The organism is Streptomyces sp. NPDC059166, from assembly GCF_042755185.1.
Taxonomy (GTDB): Bacteria; Actinomycetota; Actinomycetes; order Streptomycetales; family Streptomycetaceae; genus Streptomyces.
This window is the reverse complement of record NZ_JBHZCI010000004.1, coordinates 164,253-183,961: the sequence shown is the minus strand read 5'-3', so window position 1 is coordinate 183,961 and position 19,709 is coordinate 164,253. Positions and strand designations below refer to the sequence as shown.

Annotated in this window: 20 protein-coding genes; 10 read left to right on the top strand and 10 right to left on the bottom strand. The window is 72.7% G+C overall.

Annotated features, from left to right (window positions below):
* Positions 1 to 20: 20 nt before the first annotated feature.
* Positions 21 to 563: a hypothetical protein gene (locus ACFXOA_RS04885; RefSeq protein ID WP_385022552.1), complete on the bottom strand. Its 543-nt coding sequence runs from the start codon at positions 561 to 563 to the stop codon at positions 21 to 23.
* A gap of 214 nt (positions 564 to 777) precedes the next feature.
* On the opposite strand from ACFXOA_RS04885, the gene ACFXOA_RS04880 reads away from it, so the two are divergent.
* A complete protein-coding gene (locus ACFXOA_RS04880) occupies positions 778 to 1,446 on the top strand; it encodes a hypothetical protein (RefSeq protein WP_385022549.1) in 669 nt (222 codons plus the stop codon).
* Between the two features lie 18 nt (positions 1,447 to 1,464).
* On the opposite strand, the gene ACFXOA_RS04875 is transcribed toward ACFXOA_RS04880, so the two are convergent.
* Both ACFXOA_RS04875 and ACFXOA_RS04870 read right to left on the bottom strand, forming a co-directional pair.
* Positions 1,465 to 3,822 (bottom strand): PQQ-binding-like beta-propeller repeat protein, encoded by a 2,358-nt coding sequence (locus tag ACFXOA_RS04875; RefSeq protein ID WP_385022546.1) that lies wholly within the window; start codon positions 3,820 to 3,822, stop codon positions 1,465 to 1,467.
* Positions 3,823 to 4,016: 194 nt separating this feature from the next.
* Positions 4,017 to 4,811 (bottom strand): VOC family protein, encoded by a 795-nt coding sequence (locus tag ACFXOA_RS04870; RefSeq protein WP_385022543.1) that lies wholly within the window; start codon positions 4,809 to 4,811, stop codon positions 4,017 to 4,019.
* 388 nt (positions 4,812 to 5,199) lie between these two features.
* Here ACFXOA_RS04870 and ACFXOA_RS04865 point away from each other — a divergent pair, with 388 nt between their 5' ends.
* The 5 genes from ACFXOA_RS04865 (at position 5,200) to ACFXOA_RS04845 (ending at position 9,613) form a co-directional block, all read left to right on the top strand.
* The gene (locus ACFXOA_RS04865; protein WP_385022540.1) at positions 5,200 to 5,847 is read left to right on the top strand and encodes a TetR family transcriptional regulator; all 648 of its coding nucleotides are present in this window, start codon (positions 5,200 to 5,202) and stop codon (positions 5,845 to 5,847) included.
* Between the two features lie 140 nt (positions 5,848 to 5,987).
* Positions 5,988 to 6,653 carry a pyridoxal 5'-phosphate synthase gene (locus tag ACFXOA_RS04860; RefSeq protein ID WP_385022537.1) on the top strand — a complete coding sequence of 222 codons (666 nt, stop codon included), beginning with the start codon at positions 5,988 to 5,990 and terminating at the stop codon, positions 6,651 to 6,653.
* Positions 6,654 to 6,783: 130 nt separating this feature from the next.
* Positions 6,784 to 7,695 (top strand): zinc metalloprotease HtpX, encoded by a 912-nt coding sequence (gene htpX, locus ACFXOA_RS04855; RefSeq protein ID WP_385022535.1) that lies wholly within the window; start codon positions 6,784 to 6,786, stop codon positions 7,693 to 7,695.
* A 9-nt stretch (positions 7,696 to 7,704) separates the two neighbouring features.
* The gene (locus tag ACFXOA_RS04850) at positions 7,705 to 8,307 is read left to right on the top strand and encodes a hypothetical protein (RefSeq protein WP_385022532.1); all 603 of its coding nucleotides are present in this window, start codon (positions 7,705 to 7,707) and stop codon (positions 8,305 to 8,307) included.
* 121 nt (positions 8,308 to 8,428) lie between these two features.
* A complete protein-coding gene (locus ACFXOA_RS04845; RefSeq protein WP_385022529.1) occupies positions 8,429 to 9,613 on the top strand; it encodes a flavin-containing monooxygenase in 1,185 nt (394 codons plus the stop codon).
* A 54-nt stretch (positions 9,614 to 9,667) separates the two neighbouring features.
* Here ACFXOA_RS04845 and ACFXOA_RS04840 read toward each other — a convergent pair whose 3' ends face one another.
* Together ACFXOA_RS04840 and ACFXOA_RS04835 are read right to left on the bottom strand one after the other, a co-directional pair.
* Positions 9,668 to 10,978 carry an MFS transporter gene (locus tag ACFXOA_RS04840; RefSeq protein ID WP_385022526.1) on the bottom strand — a complete coding sequence of 437 codons (1,311 nt, stop codon included), beginning with the start codon at positions 10,976 to 10,978 and terminating at the stop codon, positions 9,668 to 9,670.
* Between the two features lie 49 nt (positions 10,979 to 11,027).
* The gene (locus tag ACFXOA_RS04835) at positions 11,028 to 11,510 is read right to left on the bottom strand and encodes a DUF2809 domain-containing protein (protein WP_385022523.1); all 483 of its coding nucleotides are present in this window, start codon (positions 11,508 to 11,510) and stop codon (positions 11,028 to 11,030) included.
* A 59-nt stretch (positions 11,511 to 11,569) separates the two neighbouring features.
* Between ACFXOA_RS04835 and ACFXOA_RS04830 the strand changes: the two genes are divergently transcribed.
* Positions 11,570 to 12,559: a GlxA family transcriptional regulator gene (locus tag ACFXOA_RS04830; RefSeq protein ID WP_385022520.1), complete on the top strand. Its 990-nt coding sequence runs from the start codon at positions 11,570 to 11,572 to the stop codon at positions 12,557 to 12,559.
* A gap of 13 nt (positions 12,560 to 12,572) precedes the next feature.
* Here the strand turns inward: ACFXOA_RS04830 and ACFXOA_RS04825 are convergent, their stop codons facing one another.
* The 3 genes from ACFXOA_RS04825 to ACFXOA_RS04815 form a co-directional block, all read right to left on the bottom strand.
* Positions 12,573 to 13,034, bottom strand: coding sequence for an ATP-binding protein (locus ACFXOA_RS04825; protein WP_385022517.1), 462 nt, complete (start codon positions 13,032 to 13,034; stop codon positions 12,573 to 12,575).
* A gap of 624 nt (positions 13,035 to 13,658) precedes the next feature.
* The gene (locus tag ACFXOA_RS04820) at positions 13,659 to 14,195 is read right to left on the bottom strand and encodes an EF-hand domain-containing protein (RefSeq protein ID WP_385022514.1); all 537 of its coding nucleotides are present in this window, start codon (positions 14,193 to 14,195) and stop codon (positions 13,659 to 13,661) included.
* Between the two features lie 82 nt (positions 14,196 to 14,277).
* Entirely contained in the window at positions 14,278 to 14,652 is a 375-nt protein-coding gene (locus ACFXOA_RS04815) for an STAS domain-containing protein (RefSeq protein WP_385022511.1), read from the bottom strand.
* A gap of 289 nt (positions 14,653 to 14,941) precedes the next feature.
* On the opposite strand from ACFXOA_RS04815, the gene ACFXOA_RS04810 reads away from it, so the two are divergent.
* Positions 14,942 to 15,508 carry an RNA polymerase sigma factor gene (locus ACFXOA_RS04810; protein WP_385022508.1) on the top strand — a complete coding sequence of 189 codons (567 nt, stop codon included), beginning with the start codon at positions 14,942 to 14,944 and terminating at the stop codon, positions 15,506 to 15,508.
* Positions 15,505 to 16,794, top strand: coding sequence for a maleylpyruvate isomerase N-terminal domain-containing protein (locus ACFXOA_RS04805; RefSeq protein WP_385022505.1), 1,290 nt, complete (start codon positions 15,505 to 15,507; stop codon positions 16,792 to 16,794). The genes ACFXOA_RS04810 and ACFXOA_RS04805 overlap by 4 nt, the downstream gene beginning before the upstream one ends.
* 42 nt (positions 16,795 to 16,836) lie before the next feature.
* On the opposite strand, the gene purU is transcribed toward ACFXOA_RS04805, so the two are convergent.
* Both purU and ACFXOA_RS04795 read right to left on the bottom strand, forming a co-directional pair.
* Positions 16,837 to 17,736 (bottom strand): formyltetrahydrofolate deformylase, encoded by a 900-nt coding sequence (gene purU, locus ACFXOA_RS04800; protein WP_385022502.1) that lies wholly within the window; start codon positions 17,734 to 17,736, stop codon positions 16,837 to 16,839.
* A gap of 28 nt (positions 17,737 to 17,764) precedes the next feature.
* Complete coding sequence (locus tag ACFXOA_RS04795) at positions 17,765 to 18,211, bottom strand: hypothetical protein (RefSeq protein WP_385022716.1); 447 nt, start codon at positions 18,209 to 18,211, stop codon at positions 17,765 to 17,767.
* 174 nt (positions 18,212 to 18,385) lie between these two features.
* Here ACFXOA_RS04795 and ACFXOA_RS04790 point away from each other — a divergent pair, with 174 nt between their 5' ends.
* On the top strand, positions 18,386 to 19,645 hold the full coding sequence (locus ACFXOA_RS04790; protein ID WP_385022499.1) for an ABC transporter substrate-binding protein: 1,260 nt from the start codon (positions 18,386 to 18,388) through the stop codon (positions 19,643 to 19,645).
* Positions 19,646 to 19,709 lie beyond the last annotated feature (64 nt).

The window sequence follows — 19,709 nt, the reverse complement described above, 5'->3', positions numbered from 1 at the left end:
GGACCCGCGCCGCGCCGAGGTCAGTAGCGCTCCTCCGTCGAGGCCGTGCAGCGCTTGACCCGTGAGACCAGGCCGGGGCTGTCCATCTTCACCGTCACCATCCGGGTCTCGCCGCTGTCGAGGTCGACCGACACATCGCCCGTGTCCACCGTCAGGCCCTTGGCGTCCACGAAGGTCACGTCGACCTCGTAGGTGTGCTCGACGGCGGCCGTCGAGCGGACCTCGACCGTCGAGTAGGTCACCGCCTTGCGCTTGCCCTTCCTTGGCTGGGCGCAGCGGACGACCCGGACGGCGGGTGCGTCGGACGCGGTGGGTGAAGGGGTGGCGGACTCGTAGGTGGAGCCGCCGGAGGAGCCCGACGAGCTGTCGTAGTCGTCGTCGTGGTCGTAGTCGTGGTAACCGTTGTTGCTCTTCTTCGAGTTCGAGCACCCGCCGCCACCCGAACTGCTGCGGCTCTTCCCGCTCTTCCCGCTCCTGCCGCCGTGACTGGAGGTGGAGAACCCCGTGAGGGCGAGCACCACCACGACCAGCACGGCCGCGAACCTCATCTGTCGCCGCATCATCGATGCAGCCCCCCTTGCTGTAGTCGGCTTGCAGGACCGCCGCGCGGCCGCGCGACACCGTAACGCACAGCGTTACCGGCACTTTCCACGGGCCGGTCATGGCCCTGTCACGGTCCGGTCATGGTCTCCGATGGCAGGGTGGATCTCCCCGGCGTAGCGTCGAGCGCGGGAGCCGTGCGCACAGCCGCGTGCGCCCTGGCCCGGGAGGCTGTCGATGATCCGCAATGTCCTCGGCGCCGTCGTCGCCCTCGTGGGAGCGGCGGCGGCCGTGCAGAGCCCGTTCCGCCGTTGGTACGACACCCGCCTGGGGCGGGACTACCGCATCGAGGACCTGTTCGGCGGCATCACCACGGTCTCCTCGTCGGTGATGTCCTCGATCCTGCTTCCGTTCCTCTTCGCCGCGCTGCTGACCCTGGTGGGGGTGGTGCTCCGCTCGCGTTCGGCGGTCGCCCTCGCCGGTCTGGTCGTCCTCGGCTTCACCGTGTTCTGGATGGTGCGGATCGGCCAGGCGGAGAGCGGACTGACCCTCGACGGCGACGGGTCCGGACTCGGCTGGGGTGTGGCGCAGGCGCTGGCGGGCGGCGTCCTCATCCTGCTGGGCTCGCTGCTGATGTCCGGACGGCGACGGGGCGCGCGGCCCGGCCGGAACGCCCCGGAGCCGTATCCCGTCCCGCCGGGCGACCGCCCGGACACCTGGCCCCCGACGCAGGAGCCGGGCCCCGCCGTGTACACGTCCCAGGGTCCGGAGCCCGAGGCGGATCCGTACACCGGCCCGGGCCGGCACCGGGCGACGTCCGGCGACGAGGACACCGCCGAGTACCCGGTCCAGGGGGAGGGGCCTCCCCCCGAGGGCGACGGCCGGTACCGGCCGCCGCACCCGTGAGGCATCCGGGCGCCCCGGTCAGGCGCGGGCCCTGTTGCCCGTCCCCGTGCCCTTCAGCGCGTCGAGGGCGTACACGCAGCGGTCCTTGCTGCACGCGTACACGACCCCGCCCTGCGCCACCGGGGAGCCCGTGATCTCGCCGCCCGTGGCCAGCTTCCAGCGGAGCTGACCGCCGGCCGCGTCCAGGGTGTAGAGCACGTGGTCCGCCGAGCCGAAGTGAACCCGTCCGTCCGCGACCACCGGTGCGCCGACCACCTCCCCGCCCGCCGCGAACCGCCACTTGGGCGTCCCGGTCACGGCATCCAGGGTGTAGAGCGCGCTGCCGCTGCCGACGTGCACGTTGCCCGCCGTTACCAGGGCGGGTTCGACGGACTGCCTTGCCTCCGTCGCGATCCGCCAGCGGTCCTTGCCGGTCGAGGCGTCGAGCGCGTACACGGTGCCCAGGTAGTCGGCGAGGTAGACGCCGCCGCCCGTCACCGCGGGACCCGGCGCGAAGGCGGGCGGCGAGAGGAAGACGGCCGGTGCCTCGAAGTGCCAGCGGACCCGCCCCGACGCCGTGTCCACGGCCAGCACCCTCGTACCCGCGGCGACGTACACGAAGCCGTCGGGCGCGGGCGTCACACGCACCGGTACCCCGCCGCACGAAGCGGCGTCACCGACGGGGTACGACCACCGCTCCGCGCCGGTGCGGGCGTCCACGGCGCGCAGCCGGGCGTCCTGCCAGAGGTAGACCGTGCCGTCGTGCAGGGTGGGGCCGGCCTCGGCCGTCTCGAAGTCGGTCTGCGCGCCGGAGGTCTCCCACAGCTTCTCGCCCGTGGACGCCTCCCATGCCTGGACGCCGCCGCCGCGGGTCGCGGTCAGGACGGTGCCCCGGTCCGCCTTGAGCGCGTACACCCAGGCGTCGGTGGCCAGCCGCCACCGCTCGGCGCCGCTCGTCGCGTCCAGCGCGTAGAGCGAGGGTCCGTCGGAGGCGTGGATGCGGCCGCCGTCGACGGCCATCGACCAGGCCACGTCACGGGTCTTGAACTGACGGCGCCCGTTGCCGACGTCGAGTGCGTGGACCTCGAAGGAGGTCACGTAGAGCAGGTCGCCCACCACCACGGGGGTGCCCCACACGTCGTTGGACATGCGGAAGCGCCAGGGCCGCCAGCGCTCCGGTGCGGCGGGCGCGCTGTCGGGGGCCTGCGCGGGGGCGGGAACCGGGGCGCCGGGCGTCACGGCGCCGCCCGGTGCGCGTACCCAGCCGGTCGCCGGATCGGCGTGCGCGGCGGCGGGCCCGCGTACCTCCGCGGGACGCGGCCCGGGCCCGATCGGCACCTTCGCCCCGGGAAGCCGCACCGGTCCCCCGTCGGGCACGGGCACCGGGGCAGGAGCGGTCTGCGGGTCCCCGCCCTGCCAGGCCGTGTCCGCCGCGGCTCCGGGCGGGGGCTGCTGCGGGCGCGGGGGCACGACGGCGGGCGCGGGCGCGGCGGTGACGGCACGGCCGCGGCCGCGGAACCGCTCGATCAGGGCGGTGGCGACGCCGGGCAGCCAGGCCGAGGCGGTGCCGCTGTCGTCGTTCCCGGACCCGAACAGGTGCGGGGCGAGCTGGGACTGCAGGTCCGCCGGGCTGGGCCGCCGCGTCGGGTCCATCTGCATGCAGGACTCGATGAGGGGACGCAGGTCGTCGGGCAGCCCCGCGGTGTCGGGGCTCTCCCGCAGCAGCATGAAGACGGTCTCGACCGGATTCGCCCCGTGGTACGGCGCGTGGCCGGTGGCGGCGAAGACGAGCGTCGAGCCGAGCGAGAAGATGTCGCTGGCGCCGGTCACGCTGCGCGAGTCGCGTGCCTGCTCCGGGGACATGTACGCCGGTGTGCCCACGGCCACGTTCGTCATGGTGAGCCGGGTGTTGGAGACGCCTGAGGCGATGCCGAAGTCGATGACGCGTGGGCCGTCCTCGACGACGAGGACGTTGGACGGCTTCAGGTCGCGGTGGACCAGGCCCGCCCCGTGGATCGACTGCAGGGCCTCGGCGATCCCCGCGGCCAGCCAGCGCACGGCCTGCGTCGGCAGCGGCCCGCACTCGTTCACTATCTCCTCGAGCGAGGGGGCGGGGACGTAGGCGGTGGCCAGCCAGGGCACGGCCGCCCTGGGGTCGGCGTCGACCACGGCGGCGGTGTAGAAGCCGCTGACCGCGCGGGCGGCCTCGACCTCACGCGTGAAACGGACCCGGAACAGCTGGTCCTCGGCCAGTTCCGTGCGGACCGTCTTGATCGCCACTCGCCGGCCCGACGCCGACCTCGCCAGATAGACCAGCCCCATGCCGCCGGCCCCGAGCCGTCCCAGCACCTCGAACGGGCCGATCCGCCTCGGGTCATGCTGCGTCAGCTGCTCCACTTGCCTGCCACCTCCCCGTACGGGCCTCAGGAACAGAAGCCCGCGAAATCCCGCCCTGTGCAGCGTCTCACCAGTGGGCACCACTTGGCGGTGCGCACCCTGATTCTTCCTGGCTCGACGCCTGGTTGCGAACCCGGGGGCGGATCGGGGTGTCTTGTGGCACTCCAGCCGTTTCAGGACACCGGGTGAAGCCGTCAGGGCGTCGGTTCGGCCGGCTGGAGCACGGCGAAGGCGGCACCCTGATCGTCCTGCAGACCCGCGATCCGCCCGTACGGGGTGGTCTCGGGCGGGTCCGTGACCCGGCCGCCCAGACGGACGGCGGTCTCGGCGGCGCGGTCGCAGTCGGCGACGGCGAAGTAGGTGAGGAAGTGGCTGGGCAGCATCTCCGGGCGGGTCCCGGCGATCACCGCGCGGCCGCCGACGGCGGTGTCCTCGCCCGGTTCCGTGCCTGCCGGTGACCACATCCGGAACGGTTCCCGCGCTCCGGTCGCGTCCGGGATCCGGATGTCGGTCCCCCGGAAGTGGAGGACCTCCTCGTAGAAGGCGTCCACCCGCTCCGGGGCACGGGTGTGGACCTCGGTCCAGCAGAAGGAGCCGGGGGCGTTCCGCTTCTCGAAACCGGCGCGCTCCCCCGTCTGCCAGAGGCCGAACACCGCACCGCCGGGATCCGCGGCCTGGGCGGTCACCCCGGCGGCTCCGGCCCTGACCGGGTCGGTGATCACCTGCCCCCCGGCCCTGCGGACCAGGGCAACGGTGGCCCGGATGTCCTCCGTGGAGAAGTAGACGCCCCAGGTCGTGGGCATACGGCCGTCCCGCTTGGCGGCGAGTGCGGCGACCAGCTCGCCGTCGCTGTACGCGTCGGCGAAGGGCATGCCGTCACCCGCGTGGAACGTCCAGCCGAAGAGCCCGCCGTAGAAGCGCTTGCCGGCCTCCAGGTCGGAGAGCTGCACATCCACCCAGCACGGCTCGGACTGCGCGAATACGGCCATGATCCGGGGTCCTTCCGTGTCGGCGGGAGCGTCGCCGGGAGCAACCCGGAACGGACGGGGTGACACCCGTCACACTCAACGTAACGTCACGCCACCCCGGGCGCGCCCCGAGAGAGCCGAATTAGAACCTTTGACCGAATCGTGAAGATCGGGCACCACCGGTGGACACACGTTGTCCACCGAAGTTATCCACAGCCTGTTGATAGCACCATCCCACCGGCTCGCACCCGGCCCCATGGGAAGCGCAATTCCATAAACCCTCACGCCCGCCGGGAATATGACCCCGACTTCATCGGGAATTGCGCCCTACACCCTGTCCGCACTGGCCCGTTCCCCATTTGCACTCGGCCGAATCGCGCTCGGTTCACCCCTCGGTAAGCTGACGGGCATGACAGGACAAGTACGCACCGTCGACGGCCGCGTGGCTGGTCGGCGAGGTCAGGCGACGCGGCAGAAGCTGCTCGACTGCCTCAGCGAGATGCTCAGCTCCTCGCCGTACCGGGACGTCAAAGTCATCGACGTCGCCCGGAAGGCGGGGACTTCACCCGCGACTTTCTACCAGTATTTCCCCGACGTCGAGGGCGCCGTTCTCGAACTCGCCGAGGAAATGGCCAAGGAAGGTGCCGGACTGACCGAACTGGTCGGCGGACGCACCTGGGTCGGCAAGGCCGGCCGGCAGGCCTCCGAGGAACTCGTCGAAGGTTTCCTCGACTTCTGGCGGCGCCATGACGCGATCCTCCGCGTGGTGGACCTCGGTGCCGCGGAGGGCGACAAGCGCTTCTACAAGATCCGCATGAAGGTCCTCAACTCGGTCACCGGCTCCCTGACGGACGCCGTCAAGGAACTCCAGTCCAAGGGCAAGGTCGACAAGGACGTCAGCCCCGCCGCGGTGGCCGGCTCCCTCGTCGTCATGCTGGCGGGGGTCGCGTCCCACCAGAAGGGCTTCACCACCTGGGGGGTCAAGCAGGCCGAACTCCGCCCCAACCTGGCCCTGCTGGTCCACCTCGGCATCACCGGGAAGAAGCCGGCCAGGTAGGCGCCGGCAGCGCTGCCACCCCCGCATACACGGGTACCGCGCCCCCTCGCGGCTCCCCGTCCTGTCGCGTCACGGCGGACCACCCCGGTGGTCCGCCGTCGGCGTTTCCGCACCGGCGCGCCACGCGGTGGAATGGACCCATGAGCGACGCACAGCAGGAATTCCGTGAACTGCTCCACGCGCAACGCGTGTGGGAGGCCCCACTTCCGTCCTTCGACCCGTCGGCGGCTCCCCCGGCACCCCTGCCGCTCTTCCACGCCTGGTTCGCCGAGGCGGTGGCGGCCGGGCAGACCGAGCCCCACACCATGACCCTGGCGACCGCGGACGCCGACGGCCGTCCCGACGTGCGCACCCTGATGCTGCACGACGCCGACGAGCGGGGCTGGCACTTCGCCACGCACGCCACCAGCGCCAAGGGCCGCCAGCTCGCCGCCCGGCCGTACGCGGCGCTCGGCTTCTACTGGCCCGTGCAGGGCCGCCAGGTCCGGGTGCGCGGCAGCGTCACACCCGCGGCCCGGGCGGAGAGCCGTGCCGATCTGCGGGCAAGGTCCACGGGGGCGCTGGCAGCCGCCCTGACCGGGTCCCAGAGCGAGGCACTGCCCTCGGTCGAGGACCTCGCGCGGGCCTCGGAGGCCGCCTGGGAGCGCGCGCGGGACGAACCGGACGCCGAGGCCGCGACCTGGACCCGCTACGCGGTCGACCCCCTGGAGGTGGAGTTCTTCCAGGGCGACGCCCGGCGGCGCCACGTGCGGCTGCGCTACCGCCGGGACGGCGACGGCTGGGTCCGGGAGCTGCTCTGGCCCTGACGGCACCGCGCCGCGGACCGCGCACCGATCGTCCGGCATCCGCGGAGCGCGCACCCCACCTCGTAGCGCTTTATCCGGAATCTACCGAGGAGGAGCACTATGGGAGTCAGGTGAGCCGCTGGAGGCACCCATGGCACGAGTCCGTTCCCGCTACGCCCCGGACCGCGGCCTGACCGCCCGCATGGTGAGCACCATGTTCTTCATCGGGCTGCTCTACGTCGTCCTGGTGGGCGTGCTGTTGGCCGCACTGCGCGGCGCCTGGCCCGTCATCCTGATCGCCACCGGCGGCATGTTCGTCGCCCAGTTCTGGTTCAGCGACCGCATCGCCGCGTACGGCATGGGCGCGCGCGAGGTCACCCCGGAGGAGGCACCTGAGCTGCACGGCGCGGTCGACCGGATCTGCGCGCTGGCCGACATGCCCAAGCCCCGGGTCGCGATCGCCAGGAGCGACGTCCCGAACGCCTTCGCCACCGGGCGCAGCGAGAGGACCGCCCTGGTCTGCGCCACGACCGGACTGCTGCGAAGACTGGAACCCGAGGAGCTCGAAGGGGTCCTGGCGCACGAGATGTCCCACGTCGCACACCGGGACGTGGCCGTGATGACCATCGCGTCGTTCCTCGGGGTCCTGGCGGGCGTGGTGACCAGGGTCGCCCTGTGGGGCGGCTTCGCCCGCGGCAGCCGGGGCAACGACCCGGCGGGCGTGATCATCATGCTGATCCCGCTGGTCAGCGCGGTAGTGTACGCCGTGAGTTTCCTGCTGACCCGGCTGCTCTCCCGCTACCGCGAGCTCTCCGCCGACCGCACCGCGGCGCTGCTCACCGGCCGGCCCTCGGCACTCGCCTCCGCCCTGACCAAGGTCAGCGGGCAGATGGCCCGGATCCCCACGGAGGACCTGCGGAAGGCGGAGCCGTACAACGCCTTCTACTTCGTGCCCGCCTTCTCCTCCAGGGAGAGCCTCGGCCGGCTGCTCTCCTCCCACCCCACCCTCGAACAGCGTCTGGACCAACTGGCCCGCATCTCGGCCGGTCTGTCCCGCCCGTGAGGAGTCACCGTGGGCCTGCTCGACAGCATCCTGGGGCGCGGCAGACCGGTCCGGCCCGATCTGGACCAGCTCTTCGCCGTACCGTCCGCCTCCCTCACCCTGGAGGCCGCGACCGGCTTCTCGCCGACCGGGCTCGGATCGGTCTGCTTCGCGGGGGTCGAGGGCTCCGCCTTCGCGCGTATCCGTGAGGACGTACGGGAGTTGCTCGACGCCGACACCGGACGGGGCGGTGTCCCCGTCGAGTTCAGCCGGGACGACTACGGCTACACCTGGCTGCTCTCCCGCCAGGAGCCCGGCACGGAGGGTGCGGCCGCCCTGGTGAACGACCTGCACGCGGTGAACACCCTGCTGCGGGACGGCGGTTTCGGGCCGCACCTGCTCTGCTCGCTGATCGGGTTCCGGGACGCGGAGGGACGGCCGCTGGCCCTGGTCTACCTCTACAAGCGGGGCACCTTCTACCCGTTCGCCCCGGCTCCGGGCGGCGGGGAGAGGCGCGACAGCCAACTGGAGCTCCAGGTGCGGGCGGTGCTCGGCGACGACCTCCGGGTGGAGGAGGACCTGTCCCGCTGGTTCCCGGTCTGGGCGGCCCCGGGCCTGCGTACGGGGCCCTGACGCAGCCGCGACCGCTCCGGGCGCGGCCCCGGCGGGCGAACCGCCGGCCCGTGATCATTTCGCAACCGATTCCCGTCCGTACCGGAACCCATCATGTTCATGTCCTATTACGCTCCGAAGCATGCCCGAACGCACCGCCCGCACCGATGAGTCCGCCCGTTCCGCCGTCGACCGCACCGACGGCCGCCCGGTCTACGTGATCGGCGGCGGCCCAGGCGGTCTCGCCGCCGCCGCGGCCCTGCGGGAGCGGGGCGTGCGGGCGGTGGTCCTGGAACGGTCCGGACAGGTGGGGTCCTCGTGGCGTGGCCACTACGACCGGCTGCACCTGCACACCATCCGGCGCTGGTCGGCGCTGCCGGGGCTGGCGATGCCCCGCCGGTTCGGGCGCTGGGTGTCCCGGGACGACATGGTCCGCTACCTGGAGAAGTACGCCGAGCACCACGAGCTGGAAGTGGTGACGGGTGTCGAGGTGTCCCGTGTCGACCGGACCGCGGACGGTACCGGCTGGCAGCTGAGCGCGACCGGCGGCCGGGTGCTCACGGGGCGCGCGGTCGTGGTGGCCACCGGCTTCAACCACACCCCGCGGCTGCCCGCCCTGCCCGGCCGCGAGGACTTCACGGGCGAGCTGACGCATGCCTCCCGGTACCGGAACCCGGCCCCCTACGCGGGTAAGGACGTACTGGTCGTCGGCGTCGGCAACACCGGGGCGGAGATCGCCGTCGACCTCGCCGAGGGCGGAGCGTCCCGGGTGCGGATCGCGGTCCGCACCGTCCCGCACATCGTGCGCCGCTCAACCGCCGGCTGGCCCGCCCAGGCGACCGCGGTCCTGGTCCGCAGGCTGCCCGTCCGGCTCGTCGACCGGGCGGCGCGCCTGATGTGCCGGATCTCCGTCCCCGACCTGGCGGAACACGGCCTGCCCCGCCCGGAGACCGGGCTGTACTCCCGGGTCAGGGAGGGTGCGATCCCGGTCCAGGACGTCGGACTGATCGACGCGGTCAGGCGCGGGCGGGTGGTTCCGGTGGCCGCGGTCGCGTCCTTCGACAGGGACGCCGTGGTGCTCACCGACGGCACCCGGATCACCCCGGACGCGGTGATCGCGGCGACGGGCTACGAGCGCGCCCTGGAGGGCCTGGTCGGTCATCTCGGGGTGCTGGACGGGCGGGGGCGCCCGGTGGCGCACGGCGCCCGCACCCCGGACGGCGCCCCGGGCCTGTACTTCACGGGGTTCACCAACCCGATCAGCGGCATGCTCCGCGAGATCGCCCTGGACGCTCGGCGGATCGCGGGGAAGGTGGCCGGGGGCTGAGAGCTCCGGCGCCGGTGCCCGGAACGGCTCCGCGCGCACGGTCCCGGCGCGGGCTCAGCCCGCCCCTGCCGGCACCGCCTGCCCCGTCCGGATCCGCCGCACGGCCAGCACCATGAGCGCGGCCATGGCGCACAGGGCGCCCGAGGCGTACCAGACCACGTCGTACGAACCGAAGACGTCACGGGCGACTCCGCCGAGGAAGGCCACCAGGGCCGCCCCCACCTGGTGCGAGGCGAGGACCCAGCCGAAGACGATCGCACTGTCCTCGCCGTACCGCTCCCGGCACAGGGCCAGCGTCGGGGGCACCGTGGCGACCCAGTCGAGGCCGTAGAAGACGATGAACAGGACCATCGGCGGGTGCACGGCCGGCGCCATCAGCATCGGCAGGAAGAGCAGCGACACCCCGCGCAGCCCGTAGTAGACGGCCAGCAGCCTGCGGGCGTCGTACCGGTCGGTGAGCCAGCCGCTGAACACGGTGCCGATGATGTCGAAGACGCCGATCACGGCCAGCAGGGAGGCGGCCGCGGTGATCGCCATCCCGTGGTCGTGGGCCGAGGGCACGAAATGGGTGCGGATCAGTCCGTTGGTGGAGGCCCCGCAGATCGCGAACGAGCCGGCCAGCAGCCAGAAGGGGCCCGTGCGGGCCGCCTCGAACAGGACGCGGACGGTGCGGGCCGCGGCGCCCCTCGCGGGCGCCGGCTTCTCGGTGTACGTCCCGCCGTACGGGGCGAGGCCCACGTCGGCCGGGTGGTCGCGCATCAGGAACCAGACCAGCGGGACGACGGCGAGGGCGGCGAGCGCGACCGTCACGGACGCGGGGCGCCAGCCGTGGCGATCCACGATCCAGGCGCACAGCGGGAGGAAGACGAGCTGACCGGAGGCGCCGGCCGCGGTGAGGACCCCGGTGACCAGACCGCGCCGGGCGGTGAACCAGCGGTTGGTGACGGTGGCCGAGAAGGCCATCGCCATCGATCCGGTGCCGAGCCCGACGAGCAGGCCCCAGTAGAGCATCAGCTGCCAGGACGCCGTCATCCAGACGCTCGCCAGCGCCCCGGCGGCGACCGCGCTGAGCGCGACGACCACCACCCGCCGGATTCCGAACCGGTCCATGAGCGCGGCCGCGAACGGCGCGGTCAGCCCGTAGAGCGCCATGTCGATGGAGACGGCCAGGCCGATCTCCCCGCGCGACCAGCCGAACTCCGTGTGGAGGGGGTCGATGAGGAGGCCGGGAAGGGAGTTGAAGGCGGCGCCGCCGATGATCGTCACGAAGGTGACGGCTGCGACGATCCAGGCGCGGTGCACGAGGGGACGGCGAGGGCGGCCGGGGGCGACGTCCTCCGCCACCGTGGCGATTGTCCGGGTCATGTCGCCCAGCATCCGGTCACAGGCCCTCCCGGCACGAGTGGCCGGGAGGTCACCCTTCGCAGGGATCGGGCCACACCCTTCCCCGGAACCGGCGTGCGGCGGCGTGCAGCGCCCAGGCAGCCGCCGCTCCCACCGCGTACCAGAGCAGGTCGGGCGCGTTGAACGTGGAGCCGAGCACCAGCCGCGCCGCCGTGCTCGCACGGGCGAGCTCCCCGGGTACGCCGGTGAGCTGGGCCAGCTCCACGGCCCAGCTCACCGCCAGCGCGGTCCCCGCGGCCGTCCCGGGCCGCAGCCGGGGCGCGAGGACGACGACGAGGGCGTGCACCAGGACGGTGTAGAGGGCATCGCCCGCGTACTTGGCCAGGTCCCCGTCCGCCACCGCACGGACACCTAGCCCCGCGGCCACGGTCGCGATCGCCGCCGCCCCGGCGGCGATCCGGACGGCTCCGGCGGCCGGGCGGACAGCTCCGACGGCCGGGCGGACGGCTTCGGCGGGGGGAACGACGGCGTCTATCGGCGGCTTCTTCCTCATGGCCGGTACGTTTATCAGTCCGCCGCCGATCGCACCCAACCCGGGGAGCAGGGATCCAGATGCGCCATCGTGTCGTCGTTCTCGCACTCGACGGAGTCCTGCCCTTCGAACTGGGCATCCCCCAGCGGATATTCGGCCGCTCCCTGAGCGGCGAGCCGATGAACAGGGGGGAGAAGCTGTACGACGTCGTGACGTGCTCCGTCCGTCCGCCCGGCCCGGTCCTCACGGACGCCGACTTCAGCATCATGGTGGAGCGGGGGCCCGAGGCCCTCGCCACGGCGGACACCGTGGTGGTCCCGGCCTCGTACGAGCTGGGTCCCGTCCACGAGGAGGGCCGGCTCACCGAGGAACTGGCGGCCGCGCTGGGGCACATCAGACCCGGCACCCGCCTGGTGTCCATCTGCACCGGGAGCTACGTCCTCGCCGCGGCCGGTTTTCTCGACGGGCGCCCGGCGACCACCCACTGGTCCTCGGCGGACCACTTCCAGCGGCTGTTCCCGCGCGTACGCGTCGACCCCGACGTCCTGTTCGTCGACGACGGGGACGTACTCACCTCCGCGGGCGTGGCCGCGGGCATCGACCTCTGCCTCCACATCGTGCGCCGGGACCACGGCAGCGCCGTCGCCAACGACGTCGCCCGTCGCACCGTCGTGTCCCCGCACCGGGAGGGCGGACAGGCGCAGTTCGTCCGGCGTCCGCTTCCCGAGGCGGGGGTCGCGACGACGACGGGCGCGCGCGCCTGGGCGCTGGGGCGGCTGGAGCAGCCCATACTGCTGCGCGACATGGCCCGCGAGGAGTCGATGAGCGTACGCACCTTCACGCGCCGGTTCCGGGAGGAGGTCGGGATGAGCCCGGGGCAGTGGATCACCCAGCAGAGGGTGGAACGGGCGCGGCAGCTGCTCGAGTCGACGGACCTGCCGATGGACCGGGTGGCACGGGACGCCGGATTCGGGACGGCCACCTCCCTGCGGGAGCACCTGCAGGCCGCGCTGGGGGTCTCTCCCACGGCCTACCGGCGGACGTTCCGTGCGGCGGTCCCCGGGCGCTGAACCGCCGGCCCGCTCAGAGGCAGGCGCGGTCGCCCGGCTGCTCCTGGATCACCGGGACCATCACCGGGCCCTGACGGTCGACCTCGCACCAGATCCGCTTCCCCGCACCCTCGGGCTGCCAGCCCCAGCGGTCGGCCAGGCCGTCCACCAGCTCCAGGCCACGGCCCCCGGTGTCCTCGCCCGCGGCGTGGCGGGGCTGGGGCGGGCGGCAGCTGGCGTCCGCGACCTCGACGCGGACCGTGCCGGCCGAACCCGTCGGGTTCGCGGATCCGAAGAGCATCCGCAGAACGGCCGGACAGCCCGTGTGGACCACCGCGTTGGTGACGAGCTCCGAGATCAGCAGGATGAGCGTCTCCGCGATCGGCTCGTCGTCCTCCATCCCGGATCCGATCAGGCGCGACCGCGCCCATCTGCGGGCCCGTCCCACCTCCGCGGGATCCGGCCCGACCTCAAGCTGAACCTGAAGCACCTGCACCGCTCACACCATCCGAACCGGCGGACACATCGCCTCGCGCCTCCTCAGGGTCACGGAACGTGACTCCCCTGCGAGACAGCATGGTTGACGTACAGTCACCGCAACAAGCGCTTCGGGCATATTCCAGCGCGAAGGAGTACGCGTGGTCCATACTGTGCGACGCGTGCTGCGATGAGTCGAACAGAAGCGTGCGTGCGCCGCCCGGGGCGGGCCCCCGGCGGTCCGGCCGCAGCTCCGTGGGGTGCGAGCAGGGCACCGCGCACCGCCCGGGGCGGCCGCGTAGGGCGCGCCCGGATCCTTCGGTTCCAGTACCACTCGCATCTCAGGGAGCGTACCCGAGCGCGGGCCCCCGACTCCGCCCGGTGACGGACCACCGGCCGGTTCCGGCGCCCCCGCGGGCGCTCTGCGTCACCCGCGGACCACGCTCCGTACGCCTCCGGTCAGCCACGACTGCGCCGGGGGCCTTCCGGAGCCCGGCCGGGCGGCTGCGCCGGACGGGCTCCGGAAGGGCACGAACTGCTCAATCTGTTGGGCGTGTTGACGCGCCCGATCCGGCGTCCGCCGCCGCCGGGCGGCCCGGGCGCGCCCGATGCCCCGGCCGGACGACGGATCGGATCACGACTGTTACGCGTCGGGGGCGATCACGGTGAAGTAGGCGGAGAAGGCGGCGACCGCCTCCGCCTCGCCGATCCGGCCGTCCTGGTCGGTGTCGAGGCTCCGGGCCGCGATGCCCGCGACGTCCTCCGCGGCACCCAGCACCCGCAGGGCGCGCTCGACCTCGGCGACGGGAGCCGAGACGGGCGAGGCGCCTTCGAGGTCCGTCCCGGCGGCGACCGCGAGAGCCGACCGCAGGAAGGGGCGGGCGATCTCGGCGAAGCGCTCGGGGCTGTCCCGCAGCCGCTTCACCGCGCCTCCGACGAACTCCGAACGGTTGACCCGCTGGTCGCCGTCCACGTCCGCGATGCCCGCCATGCCCTGCCAGAAGGCCTCGGCGCCCGAGTAGAGGGACTGTCCCCGGTCGCAGCGGGCCGTCGTACCGAACTCGGCGAGCAGGCGTGCCGCGGCGGCGTTGAAATCGGCGCGATCGATGTAGCCGTTGCCGTCCTGGTCGAAGGCGGCGAAGCGGTGCGCGATCTTGCGCTCGTACTCTGCGCTGTCCATGCGGGGAGCGTACGTCGCCGGGCGGCGCCACGTGTCACCAACGTCCTTCAGGACGGTGACAACCTCGCCCCGGACCGGCGTGTCACGCCGTGAGCGGCCGGGATTCCTCGTCGGTGGCCGCGTCGGCGTCGGGGTAGACGTCGAAGAGACGGCGCACCCCGAGCGCGCCGAGCACCTTGTTGACGTGCGAGCCGTCGACGGCTCCGCGCGCGGGGAGGATCAGCCTGAGCCGGCCTCCGCAGGACTTCATCAGGCGCCGGGAGGCGATCAGCACGCCGACGCCGCTGGAGTCGCAGAAGAGGACGCCCGAGAGGTCGAGGACCACGTCGTGCCGGCCCGCGGCCACCGCCTCGTGGACGGACTGGCGCACGACGGGCGAGCTCACGAGATCGAGTTCGCCGTGGATCCGCAGCACGGTCCACTCGTCCTGCTCCGTCTCGTCCACCTTCAGCGTCACGCGACTCGGCCTCTCGTTCCGGGGCTTCCGAAGGATCCGGAAGTTTCCGTTCCTCCTCGCGGCTGCCCGCGTACCCGCCCGCGAAACGCCCTTCCGCTCACCGACCTGGCACAGCTTCCTTGCAGAAATGATCAGTTCAGGATCGTTTACCCGATCAGGAAAAGGCAAGGGGGGATGTGTTCCCTATCATTCGGCGCCACTTGAGGGACGTACTTGCCGGAAACATACGTACCCCGACGATCGCGCCGACTACATTCGACGTGACGAGAGGCACAGGGCTGGGGGCTGGATGGTGAAGGACGCACCACCGCGCTGGGACCGCCGCATGCAGCAGCGGCTGGCCCGCGGCGAGGCGGCGGCCCTCGGCGAGCTCTACGACCGCTTCGCCGCCCTCGTGCACAGCCAGGCCCACCGCATGCTCGACGACGAGGAGGCCGCGGACCAGGTCACCCGCGAGGTCTTCGGCTACGTCTGGGAGAACCCCGACGCCTACGACCCGAAGCTCGGCTCGATGCGGTCCTGGATGGCCCGGCTCACCCACCGCCACGCCGTGCAGCGGCTGCGGGCGACGGGCGCGGACGGCGGACAGGACCCCGAGGAACTCGAGCACCGGGTCCGCAGGGCCACCTCGGCCGCCCGGGCCGACTACATCGTCGCCTCCATGCCCGCGCCGCTGCGCGCCGCCCTGGAGCTGGCGTACGCACAGCGCCGGGACTACCGGCAGACCGCGGCCGACCTCGGCGTCACGGGGGACGAGGCCCGGCGCCGGCTGCGACTGGGACTCCAGCTGCTCTCCACCGCGGCCACCCGGTCGCCGGCGGACCGCACGGCTCCCGGATACGGGCCCACACCGTGAGCGGGGACCACGGCGGCGACGGCCGCGAGGAGGAGCGGCCGGTGGGGCGGCGTATACCGGGGCCGCGCGCGGCCCCGGACGACCGCGAGAGCCTGCCCCCGGCCGGACCTCCCGAGATCACCGGGCCGTCCGGCTCCCCGGAACCCCTCATGCCGCCGAAGCCCCAGGAGCCTGTGTCCGGCCCGCCTCTCCCCCACGATGTGCTCCAGTCGCTCCTCGGCGCCTGGGCCCTGGCCGCCTGCTCGCCCGAGGAGACGGCGGCCGTCGAGGACCACCTCACCGCGTGCGCACCCTGCGCCGACGAGGCGCTGCGCCTCCGCGACGCCGTGGGGCTGCTGCACTCGGACGGCACCCTGGACCTGGACCCGCTGCTCCGGTCGCGCGTGCTGGAGAACTGCCTGGGCCGTCGTCCGGCGCGCATCCCCGTCCCCGGCTGGGCCGCCCCCTACGACGCCGAGACCGCGCGCCTCGACGCGCTGCTGCGGGACATCGGCGACTCGGAGTGGCACGCGCCGGTCCGCCTGAAGTGGTTCGAGGGCGATGAGCAGGTGAACCGGAAGACGACGGTCGCCGGGGTGATCGGGCATCTGATGGCCGTCGACGGCCTGGTGTCCCGGGCACTCGGCCTGGACGACCCGCTGGGGCAGGGTGACAGGCCGCTGGCCCCCACCGAGCGCACCGAGTCGTACTGGTCCGGGGCCCGGCGCCCGCCCACCCGGGCCGTACGTGAGCCCTGGCGTGACCAGAACCACGCCCTGATCCGCACGGTGTCCTTCGCGGGCCGCGGTGTGGCCGAGCTCTCCGTGCCGTACGGGGGTTTCGCGCTGCCCCTGCAGGACGCGCTGCTGGAGCGGGCCTTCGAGTGCTGGGTGCACGGCGACGACATCGCCGACGCGGTGGACTACCCCTACGCGCCGCCCGCCCCCGCCCATCTGCACGAGATGATCGGCCTCGCGGTCAGACTGCTGCCCGGTGTCCTGGCGGAGCGCCGGCGGGCCGGCCTGGCCTCGCCGCCCCGCCATCTGGTCTCCGCCGGTTCCCCCGGCCGCTCCCTCCACCTGGAGGTCGAGGGCAGGGGCGGCGGGGACTGGTACATCGCCCTGGACTCACCGGCCGCCCTCGGCTCGCCCTCCCACACGGTCGCGCAGGTCGCGCTCGACGGGGTGGAGTTCTGCCGTCTGGTCGCGGGCCATGTGCCGCCGGTCGAGGCCGCGGCCGGGCAGGAGGGCGACCGGGAGGCGATCCGGGACGTCCTGTTCGCCGCTGCCTCGCTCAGCCGGCTCTGACGGGGGCGGCACAGCCCTCAGGCGCCGCCCCGGGAACCCTGATCAGTCGAAGACGACCGTGCGCCGGCCGTTGAGCAGGATGCGCCGCTCCGCGTGCCACTTGACCGCCCGGGCCAGCGCCTGGCACTCCACGTCGCGCCCCACGGCCACGAGCTGGTCCGGCGTGACACCGTGGCCCACGCGCTCGACCTCCTGCTCGATGATCGGGCCCTCGTCGAGGTCGGCGGTCACGTAGTGGGCCGTCGCGCCGATCAGCTTCACACCGCGCGCGTGCGCCTGGTGGTAGGGCTTGGCGCCCTTGAAGCTCGGCAGGAAGGAGTGGTGGATGTTGATGATCCGGCCGCTGAGCTGCTTGCAGAGGTCGTCCGAGAGCACCTGCATGTAGCGCGCCAGGACGACGAGTTCGACGTTCTCGCCGCGCACCAGCTCCAGCAGCTGCGCCTCCGCCTCCGGCTTGTTCTCCCTGTTCACCGGGATGTGCCGGAAGGGGACGCCGTAGGAGGCGACGAGCTCGGCGAAGTCCGTGTGGTTGGAGACGACCGCCACGATCTCGACCGGCAGGGCCCCCGTGCGGGAACGGAACAGCAGGTCGTTCAGGCAGTGCCCGAACTTGCTCACCATGAGCACGATCCGCATCCGGTCGCTCGCCCGGTGGATCTGCCACTCCATCCGGAAGGAGTCGCCGATCGCGGCGAAGCTGGCCCGCAGCTTGTCCACACTGACCGGGGCGTCCGCCGAGAAGTGCACACGCATGAAGAAGAGACCGGTGTCGTGGTCGCCGAACTGCTGGCTGTCCTCGATGTTGCAGCCGGTCATGAAGAGATAGCTCGACACGGCGTGCACGATGCCCTGCTTGTCCGGGCAGGAGAGCGTGAGGACGTACTGCTCGGCGGGGGCGTCCGAGGCAGCGGATACGGATTCGGCGGGCTGCGGCGCGGTCATCCCCGTAGGGTGCCACACCGCCCGGCCGTCACGCCGAGCCGGTCATGATGCGGAGCACGTCCAGGGACTTCGGCGGGGTGCCGGGGTCCTCACCGTCGTTGGTGGCGAGCATCACATGGGCCTCCCTGGCGGCCAGGACGGCCTCCTGCCAGCCCGGGTGCTCCAGATAGGCCGAGACGGGGGCGTCGGCGCCTATCTGGTGCATGATGCGCAGCACCCGCAGCGCGGCGACGTCCACGAGGGCGGCCTCGGCCGAGTCGCGGAAGATCGTCCCCACGTACTTCTCGGCGGACCAGTTGTCGAGCCAGGTGTCCTCGACCAGGCGGTACACGGCGTCGGTGACGTCGCCGTACCCTTCCCGGCCGGCCAGCCAGCACTCGCGGTGGAACACGGGGTCGGAGAGCATGTGCAGCGCCGAGCGCACGTTGCTGCGCCAGCGCCACCACGGCATGTCGTTGAGCGGCATGCCGCCCATGGTGGAGGAGCGACGGCCGCGACGTGAAGTGTTCTCGGAACCTTGCTGCACGGTTGCCGATCGTACGTTCCCCGCCGGCCGGGCAGCGCGGCCCCCCGCAATTCACCTCCAGGTCACCCTGCGTTGACCGAGGCACACTGCGGCGTTACCCGTGGGGCGCAAAAGTTCATGACCATGACCGGATGGCGACGCCTCACTTCTCCCAGCCCCCGCAAGATCCTCACAACGGCGGCGGCCGGGGCGCTGCTGCTCTCCGGCTGCGGAGTGATCCCCGGGACCTCCGGGGGCTCCAGGGAGCCCGTGACCGTGATGACCTGGGCGCCCGACACGACCGCGGCCGACGCGGTGAACATGGCCGGGATGCCGGCGATGGCGAGGACGTACGCGCGCTGGATCAACGAGCGGGGCGGCATCGACGGGCACGAGCTCAAGGTGCTCACCTGCAACGAACAGGACACCGCCTCCGGCGCCTCGAAGTGCGCCCGCCGTGCCGTCGAGGCGGACGTGGCCGCGGTCGTCGGTTCGTACAGCAGGTACGGCCGGGCGTTCCTGGCCCCGCTGGAGGCCGCGGGCATCCCCTACATAGGCGGGTACGGGGCCTCCGCGGACGAGTTCACCAGCTATCTCTCCTACCCGGTCAACGGCGGTCAGCCGGCCCTCGTGGCGGGCAACGGCCGGCAACTCGCCGCAGGGTGCGAGCGGGTGGCCCTGGTACGGCCCGACACCCTGGTCGGCGACACTATGCCCGGGCTCCTCGACACGGGCCTCAGCGTCGAGAAGCGCCCGCGCTCGTACGACATCATCGCCACCGAGGAGGCCACCTCGTACGACGCGGAGGCCGCCAAGGCCCTGGAGCACGCGGACGACGGCTGTGTGACCGCGGTGCTCGGCCAGGGCACGGAGACCTTCTTCGACTCCTTCCGTCGGCTGGAGGCCAAGGACAGCCGGGTGCGGATCTCCTCCGTGCTCGGCAGTGTCGGCCAGAGCCTCATCGACCGCACGGGCGGCGCGGACAGCCCCTTCGAGGGGGCGCTCGTCACCGGCTGGTACCCGGAGCCGAGTGATGCCCGCTGGAACGAGATGCGCGAGGTGATCCGGAAGTACGCCTTCGGGGACAACCGGATCGACCCCGGGGACACCGGCGTTCAGACCACGTGGATCGCCTACACCGTGCTCAAGGCGGTCGTCGAGGCACTGGACCAGCCGGAGATCACGGCGGGCGGCATCTCCGTGAACCTCAACCGGGGCACCCAGGTCGACACCGGGGGCCTGACGCCGGTCCTGCGCTGGCGCTTCAAGGACATGGTCGGCGTCGCGGCCTACGGGCGCATCGTCAACGGCCGGGTGACGTTCCAGGTGGTCCGCAACGGGCGGCTCACCGCCGAGAAGGACGACTTCGTGGACGTCACGAACATCCTCCTGGACGCCCGCTGAGGGCTGTACCCGCCACGAGCGTCGTCGAGTCGACCGGGCCCGTCCCGGAAGGGGACCTCGCCCC